The organism is Pseudoalteromonas sp. T1lg76 (assembly GCF_002964725.1).
GTDB lineage: Bacteria > Pseudomonadota > Gammaproteobacteria > Enterobacterales > Alteromonadaceae > Pseudoalteromonas.
The window spans coordinates 1-19,204 of sequence record NZ_PQCE01000042.1 but is presented as its reverse complement, the minus strand read 5'-3'; the positions used below and the strand labels follow the sequence as shown (position 1 = coordinate 19,204).

Sequence of the window (19,204 nt, the reverse complement as noted above, 5' to 3'; positions counted from 1 at the left end):
TTACACCTTTCCTGTGTTATCTACTACTTTGGCGCAGTCGGGGGCGGCTGTGGGTGCTTGTTGCTGGGCGATAAGCTCATCCTTGGCCTGCCAAATATCGTTGAGTTGTTGTTGGAACTCGACCCGAAACGCCTTGTCTTGCTGATAATCACCGATCAGCTGCGGCGCTATGTCACGCACATTGACCAGTAAGTCTATCTGGGTCAGGCGTCCGAGCATAAAATCACGACAGATATGGGTTCCCTGAGATTGATAGCATAGTGTGGCATCGAGCAAACCGTCAAACCTTTCCCCTAAAACCTGTAACGCAAAGGCGATGCCGCCAGCCTTGGGCTTGAGCAAATAGGCAAACGGGCTGAGTTGGCGCTGCTGTTTACCCGGAGTAAAGCGCGAACCCTCAACAAAGTTAACTATGCAGGATGGGTATTGCTTAAAGTTATTGCAACTGCGTTTGGTACGCTCCACATCCATGCCCTTTAACTTTGGATTCTTGGCAATTTGTTCCTTGCTGGCGCGCTTCATAAAGGGCATACCCATGGCCCAGGCACCGCTGCCGATAAAGGGCACGTATTTTAGTTCATCCTTAAGGAAAAACTTCGGCGCCGGCAGCTCGGTAACGGCGCTTAGCACCACGATATCAAGCCAGCTCAGGTGATTGGCAATCAACAGATACCAGGCATTGGGGTCGACCTTACCGTCAAAGCGCACATTAAAGCGCTCGCAACCTAGCTGTAACGCCAAGCGATTGCCAAGGCGCCAGCCACTGTAGGCCCAATGCAACACCACAGTAGTGGCATAAAACGGCAGGATAAGTTTTACCAGCCCAAGGATAAAAACGATCACTCCCCACACCAGGGTATTTACCAGCAATAAGCAGGTCGCCAGGCTTCCCACCAGCCATTTGGGCAATAATCGTTTCAGCATAATTAGTTCCTATTCTGCTGCGTTAGCTGCTTCAGGGTCGAGTCTTTTTCTTGCCAAAGAGCATTGAGATGCTGCTGAAACTCTACGCGAAATGCATTGTCGTTGCTATAGTCGCCGATCAGCTGCGAGTCCAGTGGACGCACTTCCACATGCACCACAACCTCTTTCACCCTACCGCCAGCAAAGTCCATAAAAGTAGGAATACCGCCCGGGTAATGAATGGTGACATTCACTATTTTACTGATCTGCTCGCCCATGGCCTGCAACACAAAGGCGATCCCGCCGGCTTTAGGCTTAAGTAAATGGTTAAAGGGGCTGTTTTGACGCTGATGCTTGGCGTCTGTATAGCGGGTACCCTCAACAAAGTTGACTATGGACACCGGCATTTCCTTAAACTTTTCACAGGCCTTGCGCGTGGTTTCTATGTCTTTACCGCGCAGTTTAGGGTTTTTCTTCAACTGCGACTTGCTGGTTCGCTTCATAAAAGGAAAATCCAGCGCCCACCAGGCCAGGCCTAAAAACGGCACATACAGCAGTTCTTTTTTCAAAAAGAAGTTCAAAAACGGGATGCGGCCGCGAAAGATGCGCTGCATCACCAGAATATCGACCCAACTTTGGTGATTAGCCACCAGCAGGTACCAATCTTTTTTGCGTAGTTGCTCAAGCCCGATCACTTTAAGTTTATAAGGAGTAATCAGTTTTTGATTTAAGGAGTTACCCGCAACCCAACAACTGGCCATGGTTTTTGCCAAGGCGCTCATGGCTTTTTGCCAGGGCCTAATGGGGATAAGCTTAAAAACACCACACAGGACTATGGGGAGAAACCAAAATAAGGTGTTCAGGGTATATAAGCCAATACTCACAATTTGCCGAAATAAAGCAACCACTGCACGCACAACAACTTTCCTATTTGGGTATAAAAAACAAGCGCTAATGATAGCGCTTTTTTGTCTTTAACGGAAAAGGGTTCTGTTGCCGACTGGCAACAAACCCAGGCTAGTCTTCAAAGTAGGTATAGCCGCTTAATCCGTGATTTAGCTCATCCAGATAACTCTGCTTCAGCGCCGCATCGATAGCCATTGCGCTGACTCTTTGCTGATAACGCGCCGCCAAGGCTTCACTATCGTAATGAACAAATTTTAATACGTCCTGAACACTGTCGCCCTTGATTTCATTGGTCAGGCGGTACTCTTCACCGTGCATTTCCACATGCACAGAATCGGTGTCACCAAACAGGTTATGCAGGTCGCCCAGGATCTCCTGATAGGCACCAACCATAAACATGGCAATATGATATTGCTGACCAAACTCATAGCGTGGAATGGGCAGACTGGCTTCGATACCGGCACCATCTACATACTCGCGAATTTGTCCGTCTGAATCACAGGTAATATCCTGAATGATCACACGCTGATCCAACGGCTTATCTAGATGTTCGATGGGCAATACCGGGAATAACTGACCAATACCCCACACATCCGGTAGCGACTGAAATAATGAGAAGTTTACAAACAGCTTATCCGCCAGCTTTTCGTTCAGCTCGTCAATCACTTCGCGATGGGCACGAGCCGACTCGCTCAAACAAGCACGCACCTTGTGCAGGGTACGGAAATAAAGTTGCTCAACCAGGGCCCACTGCTCAATACCCAGCATGCCATGCACATATTGAGCATGAGCCTCGCTGAATAGATGCATGGCATCGTGATAGCTTTCAATGGCCATTCGGGCGTTAACACCGGCGCAGGTTTGCTGCATTTCCAGCACCACCTTAGGCAGGTTTGCATCATCGGCTATCGCCACCTCGTTATTAGGTGCTTTTTCTACGTCCACCACATCGGTGATCAATACCGCATGGTGTGCGGTCAGCGCCCTGCCCGATTCGGTAATAATGGCCGGATGAGCCAGATCGTTGGCATCGCTCACCTCAGCAAAGGCGGCCACCACGTTTTTGGCATACTCTTCAACCGTGTAGTTCATTGAGCAGCTGCTGCGTGAGCCCGAACCTTCGTAGTCAACACCCAGGCCGCCGCCCACGTCCACGGTTTTCAGCGGCACGCCCATTTGGCACAACTGCGCATAGTGGCGGGCACATTCGGTTAGCGCTCGTTGGATATCGCGAATATTGGCGATTTGCGAACCTATATGAAAATGCACCAGCTCCATTAAATGCAGCTTATTATGTTTCTTTAAGGTCTCAACGGCCTGCAGCACCTGAGAGGCGGTCAAACCAAATTTGCCGCGCTCACCACCGGTATTTTGCCACTTGCCCTTACCCACGGAATTAAGACGAATACGAATACCGATTGGCGCTTCAAGGGCCATGGCATCCATTTCGCGGATCAGCGCATCAAGCTCGGAAAGCTTTTCGATAACAATATTGACCTTGTGGCCGGTCGCCTGACCGATCAGCGCCAGACGCATAAACTCACTGTCTTTGTAACCATTACAGACTATGGTGATGTCTTTTTCGGCCAAGCCGAGAATGGCCATCAGCTCAGGCTTAGAACCGGCTTCTAAGCCGACCTGACCACTGCTGTGCGCCAATAACTTGGACACCACAGAGCGCTGCTGGTTTACCTTGATCGGATAGACGCAGGTATAGTCACCCTGATAGCCCTTGGCGGTTTTGGCCTGACTGAAGGCAGAAATTAAACGCGATGCACGATGCTGCAAAATATCGGTAAAACGCACCAACACCGGCAAGGTCAGGCCTTGCTCTTTAAAACGCTCGACTAAGGCATTTAATGCCAAACCGGGTTTATTTTTATCGCCATCGGGATAAGCCACCAGCTCGCCCTGAGCGTTAATATCAAAGTAGCCATCGCTCCAATGACTAACGTTATAAACGGATTGAGCGACCTGGTAACCCGCTGGGTGACCTGTCAGGGGACCCTTTTCCATAACTCTGCTCTCAATATTGACCCAAGAATTTGCCGCTAGTTTAATACCTCTTATTGCCACTAGCGAATAGAAAATCACATAAATGCAGCTAAAATGTGATTGAGCATTGCCCTGCACACTGGCAAAATTGCGTTTCTCATTTATTGGTGATTATGTAACACATGACAAGTTTAGATAAAAACCACTGGTTTACCGAAATCAGTGACCGTGATGGCAGTGCTTTCTCACTGCGTATCAACAAATTACTTGAAGAAAAACAGTCTCCCTTTCAGCATGTTGCCATGTATGAAACCACCGACTTTGGCAACCTGATGATCATTGACGGCTGCACCATGGTGAGTACCCGCGAGAATTTCTTTTACCATGAAATGATCGCCCACCCTGCGCTGTTCAGCCACCCGAATCCGAAAAACGTGGTGATCATCGGCGGCGGCGACTGCGGCACCCTGCGTGAAGTGCTTAAGCACGACAGCGTAGAGTCGGTCACGCAAATCGATATCGATCAAGTAGTTACCGAGATGTCGCTGAAGTACTTCCCTGAGCTGTGCACTTCAAACCAGGACCCACGCGCCACCTTGTTATTTGATGACGGCATCAAATACATGCGCGAAGCCGCGCCTGAGTCTATCGACGTAGTGATTGTTGACGGCACAGATCCGGTTGGCCCGGGTGAAGGCCTGTTCAACCACGCCTTCTACCAAAGCTGCTTGCAAGCCCTGCGCCCTGGCGGCGTGCTGGTACAGCAAAGCGAAAGCCCGCTAATGCATATGCCATTACTATTGGAAATGCGCGGGGCGATGAAGGAAGTGGGCTTTGGCGCCTTGCAAACCTTGCCATTCCCTCAGCCTATTTACCCGTCGGGTTTATGGTCTGTGACTCTGGCTCGTAAAGGCATGGGTTTCGACGGCTTCCGCGCCTGTGATCCACAAGCACTACAAACCGAATACTACACCCCGGGTATCCACCAGGGCGCCTTAAGCGAGCCGCCATTTATGGCAAGAGCCTTCGCAGGCGAAACAAAATAAAAAAAGGCGAGTTCAACTCGCCTTTTTTACCTCTGCAGCTAGCCCCTCGCCTTTGAATACGTATGCAATTTCTATGTGATCACCCTGGATTCACCTTACCCTAAGATTTCTCTTTAGGCGTTATGTATTACCAGGACAAGTCAATGCGAGTATTTATCCCTTTGCTTTTGGCATCGCCATTAGCGCTGGCAAAAACCGTGAGCGTCAGCTCTCCCGACGGCCAGATCCAAATTTCTTTAAGTGATGAAGGCGCCCCAAGTTACCAGGTGACGTTTGCCGGTAAGCCGGTGATTAACTCATCCAAGCTCGGCTTTTACTTTAAGGACGCGGCACCGCTACGCGATGGCCTGGTGATCACCGAGACGCAAACTCAAAGCGTCGACCAAAGCTGGCAACAGCCCTGGGGCGAGCAACGCCTTATCCGTGACAATCACAACGAACTGGCGGTTACCTTCAGCGATGAAAGCGATGCCAGCCGCAACTACAGGGTGCGGGTGCGCGCCTTTAATGACGGTCTGGGCTTTCGTTATGAATTAGAAGGCAAAGAGCGCCCCGACTACCAGATCACCGATGAGCTCACTGAGTTTGCTCTGGCCGGACAAAACAACGAAGCGCTGTGGATCCCGGCCCGTGGCTGGAACCGTTACGAGTACGTCTATAAGCGCACCGACGCCAGCGAGGCGGCCCATGTTCATACGCCCTTTACCCTGAAAATGGGCAATGGCGTCCATATCAGTATTCACGAAGCCGCGCTGGTCGATTATGCCGGCATGACTCTGAACCAGCGTCGTCCGGGTATTTTTAAAGCCGATTTAACGCCCTGGTCCGACGGCATTGCGGTAAAAGCCGAAAACGGTTTCACCACCCCCTGGCGTACCATTCAAATCGCCGATAAGGCCACCGGGCTACTTAACTCGCACCTGATCCTCAACCTCAATGAACCGAATAAACTCGGCGATGTATCCTGGGTTAAGCCGGGTAAATACGTGGGTATCTGGTGGGGCATGCATATCAATGAAAACACCTGGGGCAGCGGTGAAAAACACGGCGCCACCACAGAAAACACCATTGAATACCTGGACTTTGCCGCCAAATATGGCTTTGATGGCGTGCTCGTTGAAGGCTGGAACCAAGGCTGGGATGGCGACTGGTTCTTTAATGGCGATGTCTTTAGCTTTACCAAAAGCTATGATGATTTCGACCTGGCCGCCATTGCCAAACACGGTGAAAAGGTGGGTGCGAAACTGATCGGTCACCATGAAACCTCGGGCAATGTCAGCAACTATCGCAACCAGATGGAAGACGCCTTTAAGCTCTACCAACAACATGGCGTAAGCCAGATCAAAACCGGCTATGTTGCCGACGGCGGCAATATCAAACGCATCGATGAGCAGGGTATCGCCCGCTACGAGTGGCACGACGGCCAGTTTATGGCTAACGAATACCTCTACAATATTGAACTGGCGGCCAAGTATCAGCTCAGCATCAATACCCATGAGCCGATCAAAGACACCGGCCTGCGCCGCACCTACCCGAACTGGATCACCCGTGAAGGCTCGCGTGGTCAGGAATTTAATGCCTGGGGCACACCGCCGAACCCACCGGCGCATACGCCAATGCTGGCCTACACCCGCATGCTGGCGGGGCCGATGGACTTCACTCCGGGGATCTTCGATATGGGCTTTAACGGCCTAGGCGCGGATACCAACCGCCCGCAAACCACCTTGGCGAAACAGCTGGCCCTGTATGTGGTGCTCTACAGCCCGGTGCAAATGGCGGCGGATTTACCCCGGAACTACCTGGCCAAGCCGGATGCCTTCCGGTTTATCCAGGATGTGCCCACCGATTGGGAGCTAAGCCAGGCCATTGCCGGTGAAATGGGCGAGTATGTGGTTTTTGCCCGTAAGGAGCGCAAGCGCGATCACTACAGTGGTAACGACTGGTATCTGGGCGCCATTACCGATGGTGAAGCCCGCAAGGTCGATATCAAGCTCGACTTTTTAGACCCGGGTAAACACTTTGAGGCGCAGATCTATGCCGATGGCGAGGATGCCGAATGGGTGAATAACCCCTACAGCATGACCATCAGCAAGCAGGTGGTCACCCGCAAGGACCAGCTTACGCTTAAGCTGGCGCCCAGCGGCGGTACGGCGATTCGCTTTAAGGCCCTGGACTAACAATGAACGAAAAAGCCACCTACTCGGTGGCTTTTTTTTGGCTGCGCTCAAGTAATAAATACTCGGTGCGTTTAATCTCGCGAATAATGGAGTTGCGGTTCATTTCCATAAAAATCCACAGCTTCACCGCAATTTGCACCATAAGGCCGACGATAAACCACACCGCCCAAAAAACCTGGGCACCGACCTCGGTGGCGATGTAAAAGCGATAGCCGCAATAAATAAAGGCCGCCGTGGCAATCAAGGCCAACAGAGTTGAAAACCACACCCAGAAGCGCATGGAGCCCTGATAGGTTTGCCCCAAGCGGGCAAATAAGCCCTCATCCCGGCTTAAAATACCATCTAATTGCTGGCGCTCCTGCGCCAGCTCCGACTTAATTTGCTGCTCTAGATTCATGCTCGCTTCCTCTTTCGTCTTGGGCCCATTGGCTTAATTTCTGTCTGGCACTGTGTAAGCGCGATTTAATTGTGCCAAGGGGTGTATCTAGAACCCTGGCGATATCCGCTATGGGCAACTCTTCTAAATAAAACAAATACACACTATGGCGCTCCACGTCTGGCAGTTGGGCTATCAGGGCGAGTAAGTCTAAATGCCGCTCTACCTTGGCCGTATCCCCGCATTGTTGCTGCGGTGGCTCGGCCACCAGCAGCTCTTTTTGCCGACGTCGCGTTAGGTCGATAAAGCGCCGATACACGGCGCGAAACAACCAGGCTTTAAAGGCACTGGGCTCGAGTAAAGCGCGAATATCTTTGGCCACCTTGCTCCATACCTCCTGAGTGAGATCCGCCGCCTCCTGCTCACACTGGCAGAGCTTAAAGGCAAAGCGGTAACTGCCCTGATAGTGGCGCTCACACAAGGCCGAGAAGGCGCTCGCGTCCCCTTTTTGTGCGGCCAAAACCAATAACGCCGTGGTGGTTTCTGTCATAGTGAAAATCAAATCTTTATTACAAGACGCAGTAGCAAGCAAAAAGGTTGGCAACCAAGGTAATTAATTTATGGTCGCCGTCAAAGTATAGCTGCTAGATAGCTGCTAGATAGCTGCTAGTATGGTGTAAAATTGAAGCAAATTAATTGATTTTAGGTGTGTTTATGCGGTTATTCTCACTGCTGTTATTACTCTTTTGCGGACTTGCCTATGGCCAACAAGGCGCGTATTCCATCCCCCGCAGCCAGGTCATCGAATTAACGGATCACCATAGCCAGCATACCTACCCTCTGTATATTAAGCTGCCTGCTTCCTATGCTAAAAACCCAAGTAAACACTACCCGGTTATTTACCTCACCGACGGCCATTACAGTTTTCAACTGGTCTCCGGGGCCACTCGCTTCCCGATGAATTCAGGGGCCATACCCGAAGCCATTTTAGTTGCCATTGGTTACGCTCTAGGCGACAAGGGCCAGAGCAGCCGCGTTCGTGATTACACCCCAACCAAAGAATCGAGCTGGAAGCTGGCCACTGGCGAAGCAGCGAAACATGCGCGCTTTATTCGCGAACAGGTATTTACCCATATACAAAAAAATTACCGCGCTCTGGCAACGCAGCGCACCTATATGGGGAATTCTTTAGGTGGACTGTTCGGCGCCTATTTACTGCTGCAAGAACCGGATATGTTCAGCAACTATATTCTGGGCAGCCCATCGGTGTGGTTTGATAACCAGTCTATTCTGGCTTTAGAGCTAAAGCCCAGTAAGGCAGCGCCCAAGGTCTATATAGGTGTGGGTAGTTTAGAAACCCCAGCGTATGGCGAGGGGCAAGATATGGTGGCCGACGCACAGGCCCTGTTTGATAAGCTGCGCAGCCTGCCGGCGAGTCACAGCCAAATCAAACTGAGGATCATAGATGAGGCTCGTCATGCCACCGCCTTCCCAAGCACCTCAATCCAAGGGTTGGATTGGCTGCTCAGGGAAGGTGAGTAACACCAAGTTACGGCCACTTTACCTCGGCGGCAAGAACGCGTACCGGGGCAATATAGTGAATAATATCGCCGCCCTGAATGGCGTAATCCAGCGGTGGGTTGAGATCCATATCCAGAGCGCTGCGATTATGGGCAATGCCTAAAATGGTGGCGTCATACTGGCGCTTAAAGAGCTCAAAAATATCCGCATAGGTGAAGCGACTGACTTCGTTTGGGATCACCATGGAGAAATGCGTGTCACCATGGAGACTCGACATAATTTCCTGCTGCACTCGACTGGCACCTGGGTCTTCCATGGAGCGAACCAGCACCTCGGCGGTACGGTTAGAGCTGCATTCAACGTTGGCACAGTGCTCGCTCAGCATTTGCGCCTTACTTTCATCATCGAAATAAGCACAGATATGGGCTCTTTCCTTCACTAACTTGCTGATTTTCAGCGCCGTGGTAAAGCTTTGGTTATCGTCGGCCCCTTCCACTATGATGCGATCGGCGGTACTGATACCAACACGCTTGAGTTGCTCTTCATCGGTATAGCTGCTCAGTTTTACAAAGCTGACATTGGGCTCAGAAAAGAAAGGGTGCTCAATATCATCGGTCACCGCCAGCACTATGTCTCTGCGCACCCGTTTGTCATCGGCAAGAATGTAGCGCACCATTTTGCGAGTGCGCACTGGGTGCCAACCGAAAATAATGATGTGGTTAGCAAAATGCGTTACGTCTTTTTCACCTGTCATAGCACGCCTTATTATATGTGTAATGGTTTGTCCGGCCTTACCCAGCAGCATACCGAATAATGCCAAACCGAAAGGAATTTGCACTAGGGCCACCAGCAGGCGCCCCAGATCTGAGCTTGGGCTTAAATCGCCATACCCCACGGTTGAAGTGGTGACCACGTAATAATAAAAAAACGTGTTTGGCGCCAGCAGCGCCTGCTCACCGGCGGCCGCCAGCAGCAGCCAGGTTATCCCCATATGCGCTAAAATTGCGAGTACCACCGCCTGCCAACTGAGCTGGTCGATATGGCTGCGAATGGTGAGCAAAAGGCGCTTAATCAATATCGGCATAATTCGCCTTATCCCTAACTATTTGGGCGCCTTAGGCGCCCAATTTTTTGTAATATTTCAGCATCCTAGCTTTTCTTGGTCGCTAATGCCTCAGCAATATACTGGTCAATTTGCTGCTCTAGTACATTAAGTGGAATAGAACCATGACGCAAGACCTGATAGTGGAACTCGCGAACGTCAAAGTCATGACCCAGGGCTTTTTCCGCCTTGGCGCGTAAGCGCTTAATGGTCAGCTCGCCAATTTTGTACGACAGTGCCTGAGCCGGCCAGGAGATATAGCGATCCGTTTCCGTTTTCACATTATGCAGTGATAATGCTGTGTTTTCGCTCATAAAATCCAGCGCTTGCTGGCGCGACCAACCGAACATATGCATGCCGGTATCCACCACTAAACGCGCCGCACGCCACATTTCATAGGTGAGGCGACCAAAGTCGCTATAAGGGTCTTGATAGAAGCCCGCTTCAATACCCAAGTATTCACTGTACAAACCCCAGCCTTCACCAAAGGCCGATAGATAGGCATTACGGCGATAGCTTGGCAGGTAATCCAGCTCGGCATTAAGGGAAATTTGCAGGTGATGACCCGGTACCGCTTCGTGCAAGGTCAGTGCTTCCAACACATACAAGGGGCGCTTATCCAGGGCATAGGTGTTGACCCAGTAGAAGCCAGCTTCGTCATCACGGCTGGAGCCAGAGTAGCGGCCCGTGGTGTATTTAGGGGCTATGTTGGCGGGAACCGGCGCAACACCATAAGGCTTACGCGGCAACTCCTTAAACAATTTTGGCAACTGAGCGTCCATCTTTTTGGCGATATAAGACGCTTCCTTCAGCAACTCTTCCGGGGTGGTGGCGTAAAACTTCGGATCGGTACGCAAGAACTCAACAAAGTCGGCAAAACTGCCTTCAAAGCCAAGCTCATCGATGATCGCCTGCATCTCACCACGGATGCGTTTTACTTCCTGCAAACCCAGTTCATGGATTTCCTTTGGCGTCATCTCGGTGGTGGTGTAATGCTTGGCGCGATTGGCATAAAAGGCCTCGCCGTTAGGCACATTCGAGATGCCTATGGTATCGCGGGCACCGGGGCGATAGGTGTTAACGAAAAAGTCGTAATACCCCTGATACGCTGGCAACACCTGCTTGCCGATCACTTCCTTGGCCTGGTTTTGCAGCTGTACAAACTCGTCATCGCTGATACCGGCGGTATTTTGCTTAAAGGGCGCATAAAACTCGGATTCGGTAACATCAGTCACCAAAAAGGCGCTGATGGATTCTTCATAACCGGCGAGTACCGCCTTAGGTTGAGTCAGACCGGTTTCCAGGCCCTTGTTCATCCAATAAATATTCTGCTCGAAGAAACGTGGCACCTGGCTTAAGCGCTTAAGGTAGGTTTCAAAACCAGCTTTTGAGCTGTAATCGCCACGGGCAACCATAAAGGACAGCGACGAGTGAAAGCCGTACTCTGAGGTCAGCGGCATATAGTGGGTATTAAAGCGATACTCATCCAGCTGGTTCTGCACCTGAGCGCGGATAATCTGTAGATTGATCTTGTTCTCGCCGCTGAGTGCCTCGCTATCTATGGCATCAAGCTGGGCAAGCAAGGCCTGGCGTTGCTCGTACTGCGCCCTGAGGTACTCGGGGCTGAGGTTGGCCAGCAGATAACCGTCCACCTCTTGCCTGTAAGGATTCACACTTTCGCGATATTTGACGATTTGCTCGGCGACCTGGGTAAAGGTCTCATCCTGGTTCAGGGGCGCGGTTTTGCTGGGCGCCGCACAGGCACTAACGCCCAATACCAAGGCAGTGGCCAGGGCCAATGTTTTCAACTTAAAGGGAGACTGCATATTTCTGTTCTCGTTATTGCAATGCACTATGATGCCCTACTCTAGCCCAGCGGCTATGTGTGTCAAAGTCGATGCGACCAAATCTCCCTTCTTTTGTTCGCCTCGCTGTTTTGTGCCCTGCCGTTATAGGCATTAGGCAAAATCAGAGCGAGCGTAAAAATGGCTTAATCCTTGAGCTGTTACGGGCCCTCAAGTACACTATGGCCAAATTCCCTCTAGGCTTGAATTACCATGAAAGAAGCTGAGCAAAAAACCACGCATTTTGGTTATAAAACGGTCGCGGCAAACGAAAAAGCGGCTCATGTTGCCGATGTTTTCCACTCGGTCGCAGCTAAATACGATTTAATGAATGATTTGCTCTCTTTTGGCATTCATCGTCTATGGAAACGCGTAACCATAGCCAGCTCGGGCGCCCGCAAAGGCCAGACAATTCTTGACTTAGCCGGTGGTACCGGCGACCTGACCGCTAAATTCAGCCAGCTGGTTGGCGATACCGGCCGCGTGATCTTGGGCGATATCAATGATTCGATGCTCAAGGTAGGTCGTGACAAATTGCGCGACCGTGGCCTGGTCAGCAATATCGAATATGTACAGATGAACGCCGAAGAGCTGCCATTCCCGGACAACAGCATAGACGTGATCACCATCGCCTTTGGTCTGCGTAACGTCACCGACCAAAGCAAGGCTTTGGCTTCCATGTATCGCGTACTTAAGCCAGGCGGTCGCCTGCTGGTATTGGAATTCTCCAAGCCTGAGCATGAAGTACTGACTAAGCTTTATGATATCTATTCCTTCAATATTCTGCCTAAGGTGGGCCAGGTAGTGCTCAATGACAGTGAGTCTTACAAATACCTTGCCGAGTCTATTCGTATGCACCCGGATCAAGAGACCCTCGAAGGCATGATGAAAGACGTGGGCTTTGAGCAGACCAGCTATCAGAATATGAGCGGCGGTATCGTTGCCCTGCATCGCGGCTTTAAGTTTTAAGGAGCGGCCATGCTCGGGCATTTTGCTATCGCCGCCATAGAAACACTCGCCAACAGGCTAATCTCCCTCGCCCCCCAGGTGCAGGCCCGTCTTGCCAAGGTACAGGGGCAAAGCCTTGTGGTACATGTGCGCGACTGGCAGCAATTTATCAGCGTCGTCTACGCCAGCGAAGGCCTGATGCTGCAAGTGCACGATGCACAGCCCGAGTACAGTGATTGCTTTATCAGTGCCGATACCGACACCCTGATGAAGCTTAAAGAGCCATCGCGCCTGACCCAGCTTATCCGCCAGCATAAACTCGATATCGACGGCGATATTCATCTTGCCCAGGCCTTTAGTCAGGCCTTTAGCGAGCTCGATATCGACTGGCCGGAACATTGGTCGCAATATATCGGCGATGCGCCAGCGCAGTTATTATGGCAAGCTGTCAGCCAAGGCAAAGCCCGGGCGTTAGAAGCACAAGGCAAGCTGGATCATATCCTGCTGACGCTGTTACAAGACGAGCTTAAAGTAAGCATTCACCCGCTGGAACTGACCCAATTCACGCGTCAGAATCGCCAATTAAAGAGCGATGTCCAACAGCTGGAACAGCGCCTAGATAAACTATTGGCGCAAATGCCAATGCAGCAAACAAGAGGTTAATTGTGGCCGTAGCGCGACTGTATTTCATCACCAAAACCTTATTGCAATACGGCATTGATGAGCTGCTGCCGCGCCATAAACTGCCCTGGTTTGCCAAACTGGCCAGAAGCAGCGCCTTTTGGTTGCGCAACCGCCATCGCGACAAACCCGCTGGTATGCGCCTACGCCTGGCCCTGCAAACCCTAGGGCCGGTGTGGATTAAATTTGGACAAATGCTGTCTACCCGCCGCGACCTCTTGCCTCCTGAGATCGCCAACGAACTGGCGCTGCTGCAAGACCAGGTGCCGCCGTTTAGCGGCGACCTGGCGCAGAAAATTATCGAACAGGCGTTAGAAATCGACGATATTAGCGTCGTATTCAGCGAATTCGACACCACCCCATTAGCCTCTGCCTCCATCGCTCAGGTACATACCGCCAAGCTGGCCGATGGCAGCGGCGAGCATCAGGAAGTGGTGGTTAAGGTCATTCGCCCCGATATCAAAAAGCAGATCGATGCCGACCTCACCCTGATGCAACAATGCGCCAAGGTGGTGGCCAAATTACTGCGCGAGGGCCGTCGTTTACGCCCGGTTGAAGTGGTCAAAGAGTATAAGAAAACCCTGCTCGATGAGCTGGATTTAATGCGTGAGGGCGCCAATGCCATTGTGCTCAGACGCAACTTTGAAGGTTCTGAATCCCTCTACATTCCCTATGTGTACAGCGATTACAGCCGCAGCAATGTGCTGGTGATGGAGCGCATTTACGGTATTCCTGTCTCCAACACCGATGCCCTGCTTAAGCAAGGTACCAATATGAAGTTGCTGGCCGAGCGTGGCGTTGAGGTCTTCTTTACTCAGGTATTCCGCGACAGCTTCTTCCATGCCGATATGCACCCGGGCAATATTTTTGTCTCTCACGAGAACCCGCACAACCCGCAGTATATAGGCATAGACTGCGGCATTGTCGGCACCCTGAACAAGGACGATAAACGCTACCTGGCTGAGAACTTTATCGCCTTTTTTAACCGCGATTACCGCAAGGTGGCGGAGCTGCATGTGGACTCGGGCTGGGTGCCTGCCGATACCAGCATAGAAGAATTCGAATTTGCCATTCGCACCGTGTGTGAGCCCATTTTTAATAAGCCACTGGCGGAGATCTCCTTCGGCCATGTGCTCGTTAACCTGTTCAACACGGCGCGACGCTTTAATATGGAAGTGCAGCCGCAACTGGTGTTACTGCAAAAAACCTTGCTCTATGTTGAAGGCCTGGGACGTCAGCTCTACCCGCAGTTGGACCTGTGGCAAACGGCGAAACCTTTCCTCGAAGATTGGGTCAAACAACAAGTAGGTCCTTGGGCCGTGGCCAAGCAAATGTATGCTAATTTGCCATTTTGGGCGGAAAAGATGCCCGAGATCCCGGATTTGCTCTATCACGCGCTGAAGCGCCAGCATCTGCAGCCGCCACCCCAGGCCAATAACCACAAACCCGTGCTGCTTACCCTAATTGGTTGCAGTGCCTTGATAGTCAGTAGTATTTTGGTCATCAACCACTGGTATACTGGGGCCGCACTTAGCGCCACCTTGGGAGCAGGCCTTTGCTTGCTGGGTTGGCGAAAGGGATAGGGTCTCCCCCGTAAAGATTTATACTATTAGCTCGACGTAGTACAAGGTATACTCGTCGAACAATTATCCGCATATTGGAGTACATAATATGGGCATTGGTAACGTCGGCTGGGTACAGCTACTTATCGTTTTAGCGATCATCGTATTGCTATTCGGCACCAAAAAACTACGTAACATCGGCAGCGATCTAGGCAGTGCGGTGAAAGGTTTTAAGAAGGCCGTAAAAGACGAAGATAAAACCGAAACGACCACTCAAGAAAAGATCAGCGAGCAAGATAACGCGACCAACCCGGCCGCCGATAAAACCGCTGCGCAAGATAAAGACAAGGTATAAGCGCCGATGGGCATGTGGGAATTGCTGGTTGTGGCCATAGTTGGCCTGATCGTATTGGGCCCCGAGCGTTTGCCGGTGGCCATACGTACCGTCAGCACCTGGATACGCAAAATCAAAACCATGGCTAATCATATTTCCGCCGAAGTCAGCGAAGAGCTGCGCGTGCATGAGCTACATCAGAACCTCAAAAAAGCCGAGCAGCAAAATATGAGCGATATTTCCCCGGAACTGCAAGAATCGGTGGCGCAATTACAGCGCGCCGCACAGTCGGTCACACGCAGCTATGAGAATACGGATAGCACGGCAACAAGCGTCCAGAGTAAAGAGCAAGCGGGCATAACGTCCGAGCCTACCACAGACACCAGCAACGACCTGCAAAGCACAAAGAAAAATCATGACTGAACCCGCGCAATCCGGCTTTATTTCGCACTTACTTGAACTGCGTAACACCTTGTTGCGCTCTGTGATTGCGGTATTGGTGATCTTTATTGGCCTGGCTTATTTCGCCAATGATATTTACTCCTTCGTCGCCAACCCCTTGGTAGAAAATCTGCCGGAAAACAGCCAGATGATCGCCACAGATGTGACGGCCCCGCTGTTTACGCCCTTTAAATTGACCTTGTTTGTCGCGCTTTTTGCCGCCATTCCCTTTATTTTGCACCAAATCTGGTCCTTTATAGCGCCCGGCTTATACGCCCATGAAAAGCGTATGCTGATCCCCGTGCTGCTCTCAAGCATAGTGCTGTTTTACGGCGGTATCGCCTTTTGTTATTTTGTCGTGCTGCCGATTATCCTCAGCTTTTTCACCGGCATTGGCCCCGAGGTCATGACCCTGACGCCGGATATCAGCAGCTACTTAGGCTTTGTACTTAAGTTGTTTTTGGCCTTTGGCATCGCCTTTGAAATTCCCGTCGCCATCATGTTGTTATGCTGGAGCGGCGTCACCTCGACCACCAGCCTTAAAGAAAAGCGCCCTTATATAGTGGTCGGTGCCTTTGTACTGGCGATGTTTCTAACGCCACCGGATGTGCTATCACAAACCTTGCTTGCCTTGCCCATGCTGTTATTATTTGAGCTTGGCCTTATTTTGGCTGCATTTTACAGCGCGAAACCGTCATCGGAAGAATCACAGGAAGAAAAGCAATGAAAAAATACCTCGTGCCCGCCTCGCTAGCATTACTAGCCACCCTAAGCACCACGGCTCAGGCCGATGATGGTGTAAATATTCAGGCCTTAAAAGCGTGTAGCTTTATCGAAAACGATTTTCGTCGCCTTTTATGTTATGACAACATCATGGCCGGCAAACCAATCGACAGCATGCCAGCCAATGTGCCCGCCAATGTGCCTGCTAACAAGGCTGGTAAGTCACAAGGCAAAGGTGCAGAGGCTTCTGCCGCGGCTGCAGGCAATGCCAATGCAAACGCCGCCAACAAGGGCAAAAAAGACAAGGGTGATTTTGGCTTAGAGCACAAACAGCGCAATGAAGAAAATGGTGATGAACTTGTAGCCAAGGTCAGCAGCATTAAAGAAGCGCCATACGGTGAGCTTATCATTACCCTGGACAACGGTCAGCGCTGGCGCCAGGTTGGCACTGAATCATTCCGTATCAGTAAAAACGATACCGTAGTGATCAGTCGCGCCATGTTCAATTCCTTCTTGTTGAAAAAACAAGGCAGCAATAAAAGTATCCGCGTAAAACGCACCGACTAATATGATCGACGCCGGCGTTAACCTCAGCAGCAGTCAATTTCGCCATGACTTTGATGCCGTTGTTGCCCGCGCTCGCGAGGCCGGCGTTCAATCCATGATGGTGATCGGCTGCGATGAAGCCGACAGCCGAGAAGCGCTGGCTCTGGCGCAGCAATTTAACCTTTATAGTTGCGCCGGCATTCACCCCCACAATGCCAAGGATGCCACGGACGATTTCGCCGCCAATCTCAGCGCCATGGCCCAGGCCAAGGAAGTGATTGCCATAGGCGAATGCGGCCTTGACTATAACCGTGACTTTTCACCCCGCCCCCAGCAAAGAAAAATATTTGCCAGTCAGTTAGCACTTGCTAACGAGCTCAATATGCCGGTGTATTTACACGAGCGTGATGCCCATGACGATATGCTTGCCATGTTGCGTGAGTATCAACCCCGCGGGGTATTGCACTGCTTTACCGGCAACCGCCAGCAGGCACAAAATTATTTAGACCTGGGCCTGTATCTGGGCATTACCGGCTGGGTATGCGACGAGCGCCGTAGCGGCGAGCTTAACGATGCGCTCAATGTTATTCCCATGGATAAGCTGCTTGTGGAAACCGACGCCCCCTATTTGTTGCCTCGTACCATTAGCCCTAAGCCTAAATCACGCCGCTGCGAACCGGCTCATCTGCCCTATGTAGTTGCGCATCTAAGCGAACATTATCGGGTACCGGAAGAACAAATAAGCGCCCTCAGCATCGCCAACTTCAACACCCTGTTTGCCCTCGACCGCTAAAGACAAACGCGCCGATAACTATGCGCGACATCAACAAATTATCTCATTGCCAGAGCATCCCCTTGGATTAGCTGGTAAAATGGCCAACTATACTGCGCGGCATCGCCTTGCCGGCTTACACTCAATGTACAGGAGAGCACCATGCCTCAATCAGGACTCGATTTATTTCCTTACACCCGTATGCGCCGTTTGCGCAAAAACGACTTTTCACGCCGTTTGACCCAAGAGCATGAGCTTAGCGTCAATGATCTGATCTACCCCGTTTTTGTGTTGGAAGGAAAAAACCGTCGCGAAGCGGTAGAGTCAATGCCGGGCGTTGAGCGCCTGTCTATCGATCTTCTGGTTGAAGAAGCCAAAGAATTGGCAGCCCTTGGTGTGCCTGCCATTGCCTTGTTCCCGGTGACGCCTGGCGATAAAAAGTCGCTGCACGCGGAAGAAGCCTACAACCCGGAAGGTTTGGCTCAACGCACTGTACGCGCCCTTAAAGAAGCGGTACCTGAGCTTGGGGTGATCACAGATGTGGCATTAGACCCCTTCACGGTACATGGTCAGGACGGCATCATTGATGACAACGGCTATGTGATCAACGACGTGACCACGGAAATCCTGGTGAAGCAGGCGCTGTCTCATGCCGAGGCTGGTGCCGATGTGGTGGCCCCATCGGATATGATGGATGGCCGTATCGCCGCCATTCGTGAAGCCCTGGAAGAACATGGTTTTATCCATACGCAAATCATGGCCTACTCGGCCAAGTATGCGTCCAGCTACTATGGCCCGTTCCGCGATGCGGTGGGCTCTGCGGGTAACCTTAAGGGTGCGGATAAGAAAACCTATCAGATGAACCCGGCCAACTCGGACGAAGCCTTGCGTGAAGTGGCTTTGGACCTGCAAGAAGGCGCCGACATGGTGATGGTAAAGCCGGGCATGCCGTATCTGGATATTGTCCGTCGCGTAAAGGACGAATTTGCGGTACCCACCTTTGCCTATCAGGTAAGCGGCGAATACGCCATGCATATGGCCGCCATTAACAACGGCTGGTTAAACGAGCGTGACACCATAATGGAATCCCTGCTGGCCTTTAAACGTGCTGGTGCCGACGGCATTCTTACCTACTTCGCCAAACAAGCCGCTGTTTGGCTTAACGAGAAATAATTGCTTAGAGGACGGTAACTTAGATTATCGTCCTTTTATTAGGGTCTGTTTATCTTTGCGGTTTACTTTATGTTCAATCTAAACGCATTCTGATCACGACGCTCGTTATGATGCATAGTCATTCTATGTTCATAGCGAGTAACACAGAGCAGGA

19 protein-coding genes are annotated in these 19,204 nt (G+C 51.3%); 12 read left to right on the top strand and 7 right to left on the bottom strand.

Annotated features, from left to right (window positions below):
* The 3 genes from C2M35_RS14420 to speA all read right to left on the bottom strand — a co-directional run bounded on the left by C2M35_RS14420 (position 1) and on the right by speA (position 3,825).
* The gene (locus tag C2M35_RS14420) at positions 1-924 is read right to left on the bottom strand and encodes an acyltransferase (protein WP_105200347.1); all 924 of its coding nucleotides are present in this window, start codon (positions 922-924) and stop codon (positions 1-3) included.
* A 2-nt stretch (positions 925-926) separates the two neighbouring features.
* On the bottom strand, positions 927-1,820 hold the full coding sequence (locus tag C2M35_RS14415) for an acyltransferase (protein WP_105200348.1): 894 nt from the start codon (positions 1,818-1,820) through the stop codon (positions 927-929).
* Positions 1,821-1,920: 100 nt separating this feature from the next.
* Complete coding sequence (speA, locus tag C2M35_RS14410) at positions 1,921-3,825, bottom strand: biosynthetic arginine decarboxylase (RefSeq protein ID WP_105200349.1); 1,905 nt, start codon at positions 3,823-3,825, stop codon at positions 1,921-1,923.
* 161 nt (positions 3,826-3,986) lie between these two features.
* On the opposite strand from speA, the gene speE reads away from it, so the two are divergent.
* A complete protein-coding gene (gene speE, locus C2M35_RS14405) occupies positions 3,987-4,850 on the top strand; it encodes a polyamine aminopropyltransferase (protein WP_105200350.1) in 864 nt (287 codons plus the stop codon).
* 143 nt (positions 4,851-4,993) lie between these two features.
* Positions 4,994-7,027, top strand: coding sequence for a glycoside hydrolase family 97 protein (locus tag C2M35_RS14400; protein ID WP_105265649.1), 2,034 nt, complete (start codon positions 4,994-4,996; stop codon positions 7,025-7,027).
* A gap of 19 nt (positions 7,028-7,046) precedes the next feature.
* Here the strand turns inward: C2M35_RS14400 and C2M35_RS14395 are convergent, their stop codons facing one another.
* Positions 7,047-7,424 carry a DUF6768 family protein gene (locus C2M35_RS14395; RefSeq protein ID WP_105265642.1) on the bottom strand — a complete coding sequence of 126 codons (378 nt, stop codon included), beginning with the start codon at positions 7,422-7,424 and terminating at the stop codon, positions 7,047-7,049.
* A complete protein-coding gene (locus C2M35_RS14390) occupies positions 7,402-7,953 on the bottom strand; it encodes an RNA polymerase sigma factor (RefSeq protein ID WP_105265641.1) in 552 nt (183 codons plus the stop codon). Before C2M35_RS14390 ends, C2M35_RS14395 begins: the two co-directional genes overlap by 23 nt.
* A gap of 164 nt (positions 7,954-8,117) precedes the next feature.
* Here C2M35_RS14390 and C2M35_RS14385 point away from each other — a divergent pair, with 164 nt between their 5' ends.
* The gene (locus C2M35_RS14385) at positions 8,118-8,945 is read left to right on the top strand and encodes an alpha/beta hydrolase (RefSeq protein ID WP_105265648.1); all 828 of its coding nucleotides are present in this window, start codon (positions 8,118-8,120) and stop codon (positions 8,943-8,945) included.
* Between the two features lie 7 nt (positions 8,946-8,952).
* Here the strand turns inward: C2M35_RS14385 and C2M35_RS14380 are convergent, their stop codons facing one another.
* The gene (locus C2M35_RS14380) at positions 8,953-10,008 is read right to left on the bottom strand and encodes a potassium channel family protein (protein ID WP_105265640.1); all 1,056 of its coding nucleotides are present in this window, start codon (positions 10,006-10,008) and stop codon (positions 8,953-8,955) included.
* A 65-nt stretch (positions 10,009-10,073) separates the two neighbouring features.
* The gene (locus C2M35_RS14375) at positions 10,074-11,852 is read right to left on the bottom strand and encodes a DUF885 domain-containing protein (RefSeq protein WP_105265639.1); all 1,779 of its coding nucleotides are present in this window, start codon (positions 11,850-11,852) and stop codon (positions 10,074-10,076) included.
* A 231-nt stretch (positions 11,853-12,083) separates the two neighbouring features.
* Between C2M35_RS14375 and ubiE the strand changes: the two genes are divergently transcribed.
* From ubiE to hemB, 9 genes are all read left to right on the top strand, one after another.
* Positions 12,084-12,839, top strand: coding sequence for a bifunctional demethylmenaquinone methyltransferase/2-methoxy-6-polyprenyl-1,4-benzoquinol methylase UbiE (ubiE, locus tag C2M35_RS14370; protein WP_105200355.1), 756 nt, complete (start codon positions 12,084-12,086; stop codon positions 12,837-12,839).
* Between the two features lie 9 nt (positions 12,840-12,848).
* On the top strand, positions 12,849-13,481 hold the full coding sequence (locus tag C2M35_RS14365; protein ID WP_105258462.1) for a ubiquinone biosynthesis accessory factor UbiJ: 633 nt from the start codon (positions 12,849-12,851) through the stop codon (positions 13,479-13,481).
* A 2-nt stretch (positions 13,482-13,483) separates the two neighbouring features.
* Positions 13,484-15,082 (top strand): ubiquinone biosynthesis regulatory protein kinase UbiB, encoded by a 1,599-nt coding sequence (ubiB, locus tag C2M35_RS14360; RefSeq protein ID WP_105265638.1) that lies wholly within the window; start codon positions 13,484-13,486, stop codon positions 15,080-15,082.
* A gap of 88 nt (positions 15,083-15,170) precedes the next feature.
* Positions 15,171-15,416, top strand: coding sequence for a Sec-independent protein translocase subunit TatA (tatA, locus tag C2M35_RS14355; RefSeq protein WP_105200358.1), 246 nt, complete (start codon positions 15,171-15,173; stop codon positions 15,414-15,416).
* Positions 15,417-15,422: 6 nt separating this feature from the next.
* Positions 15,423-15,818: a Sec-independent protein translocase protein TatB gene (gene tatB / locus C2M35_RS14350; RefSeq protein ID WP_105265637.1), complete on the top strand. Its 396-nt coding sequence runs from the start codon at positions 15,423-15,425 to the stop codon at positions 15,816-15,818.
* A complete protein-coding gene (gene tatC, locus C2M35_RS14345) occupies positions 15,811-16,563 on the top strand; it encodes a twin-arginine translocase subunit TatC (RefSeq protein WP_105200360.1) in 753 nt (250 codons plus the stop codon). The genes tatB and tatC overlap by 8 nt, the downstream gene beginning before the upstream one ends.
* Positions 16,560-17,126, top strand: a complete 567-nt coding sequence (locus tag C2M35_RS14340; protein ID WP_105265636.1) for a hypothetical protein — start codon at positions 16,560-16,562, stop codon at positions 17,124-17,126. The genes tatC and C2M35_RS14340 overlap by 4 nt, the downstream gene beginning before the upstream one ends.
* 1 nt (position 17,127) lies before the next feature.
* Positions 17,128-17,898: a TatD family hydrolase gene (locus C2M35_RS14335; RefSeq protein ID WP_105265635.1), complete on the top strand. Its 771-nt coding sequence runs from the start codon at positions 17,128-17,130 to the stop codon at positions 17,896-17,898.
* Between the two features lie 141 nt (positions 17,899-18,039).
* Positions 18,040-19,050 carry a porphobilinogen synthase gene (gene hemB, locus C2M35_RS14330; protein WP_105200363.1) on the top strand — a complete coding sequence of 337 codons (1,011 nt, stop codon included), beginning with the start codon at positions 18,040-18,042 and terminating at the stop codon, positions 19,048-19,050.
* Positions 19,051-19,204 lie beyond the last annotated feature (154 nt).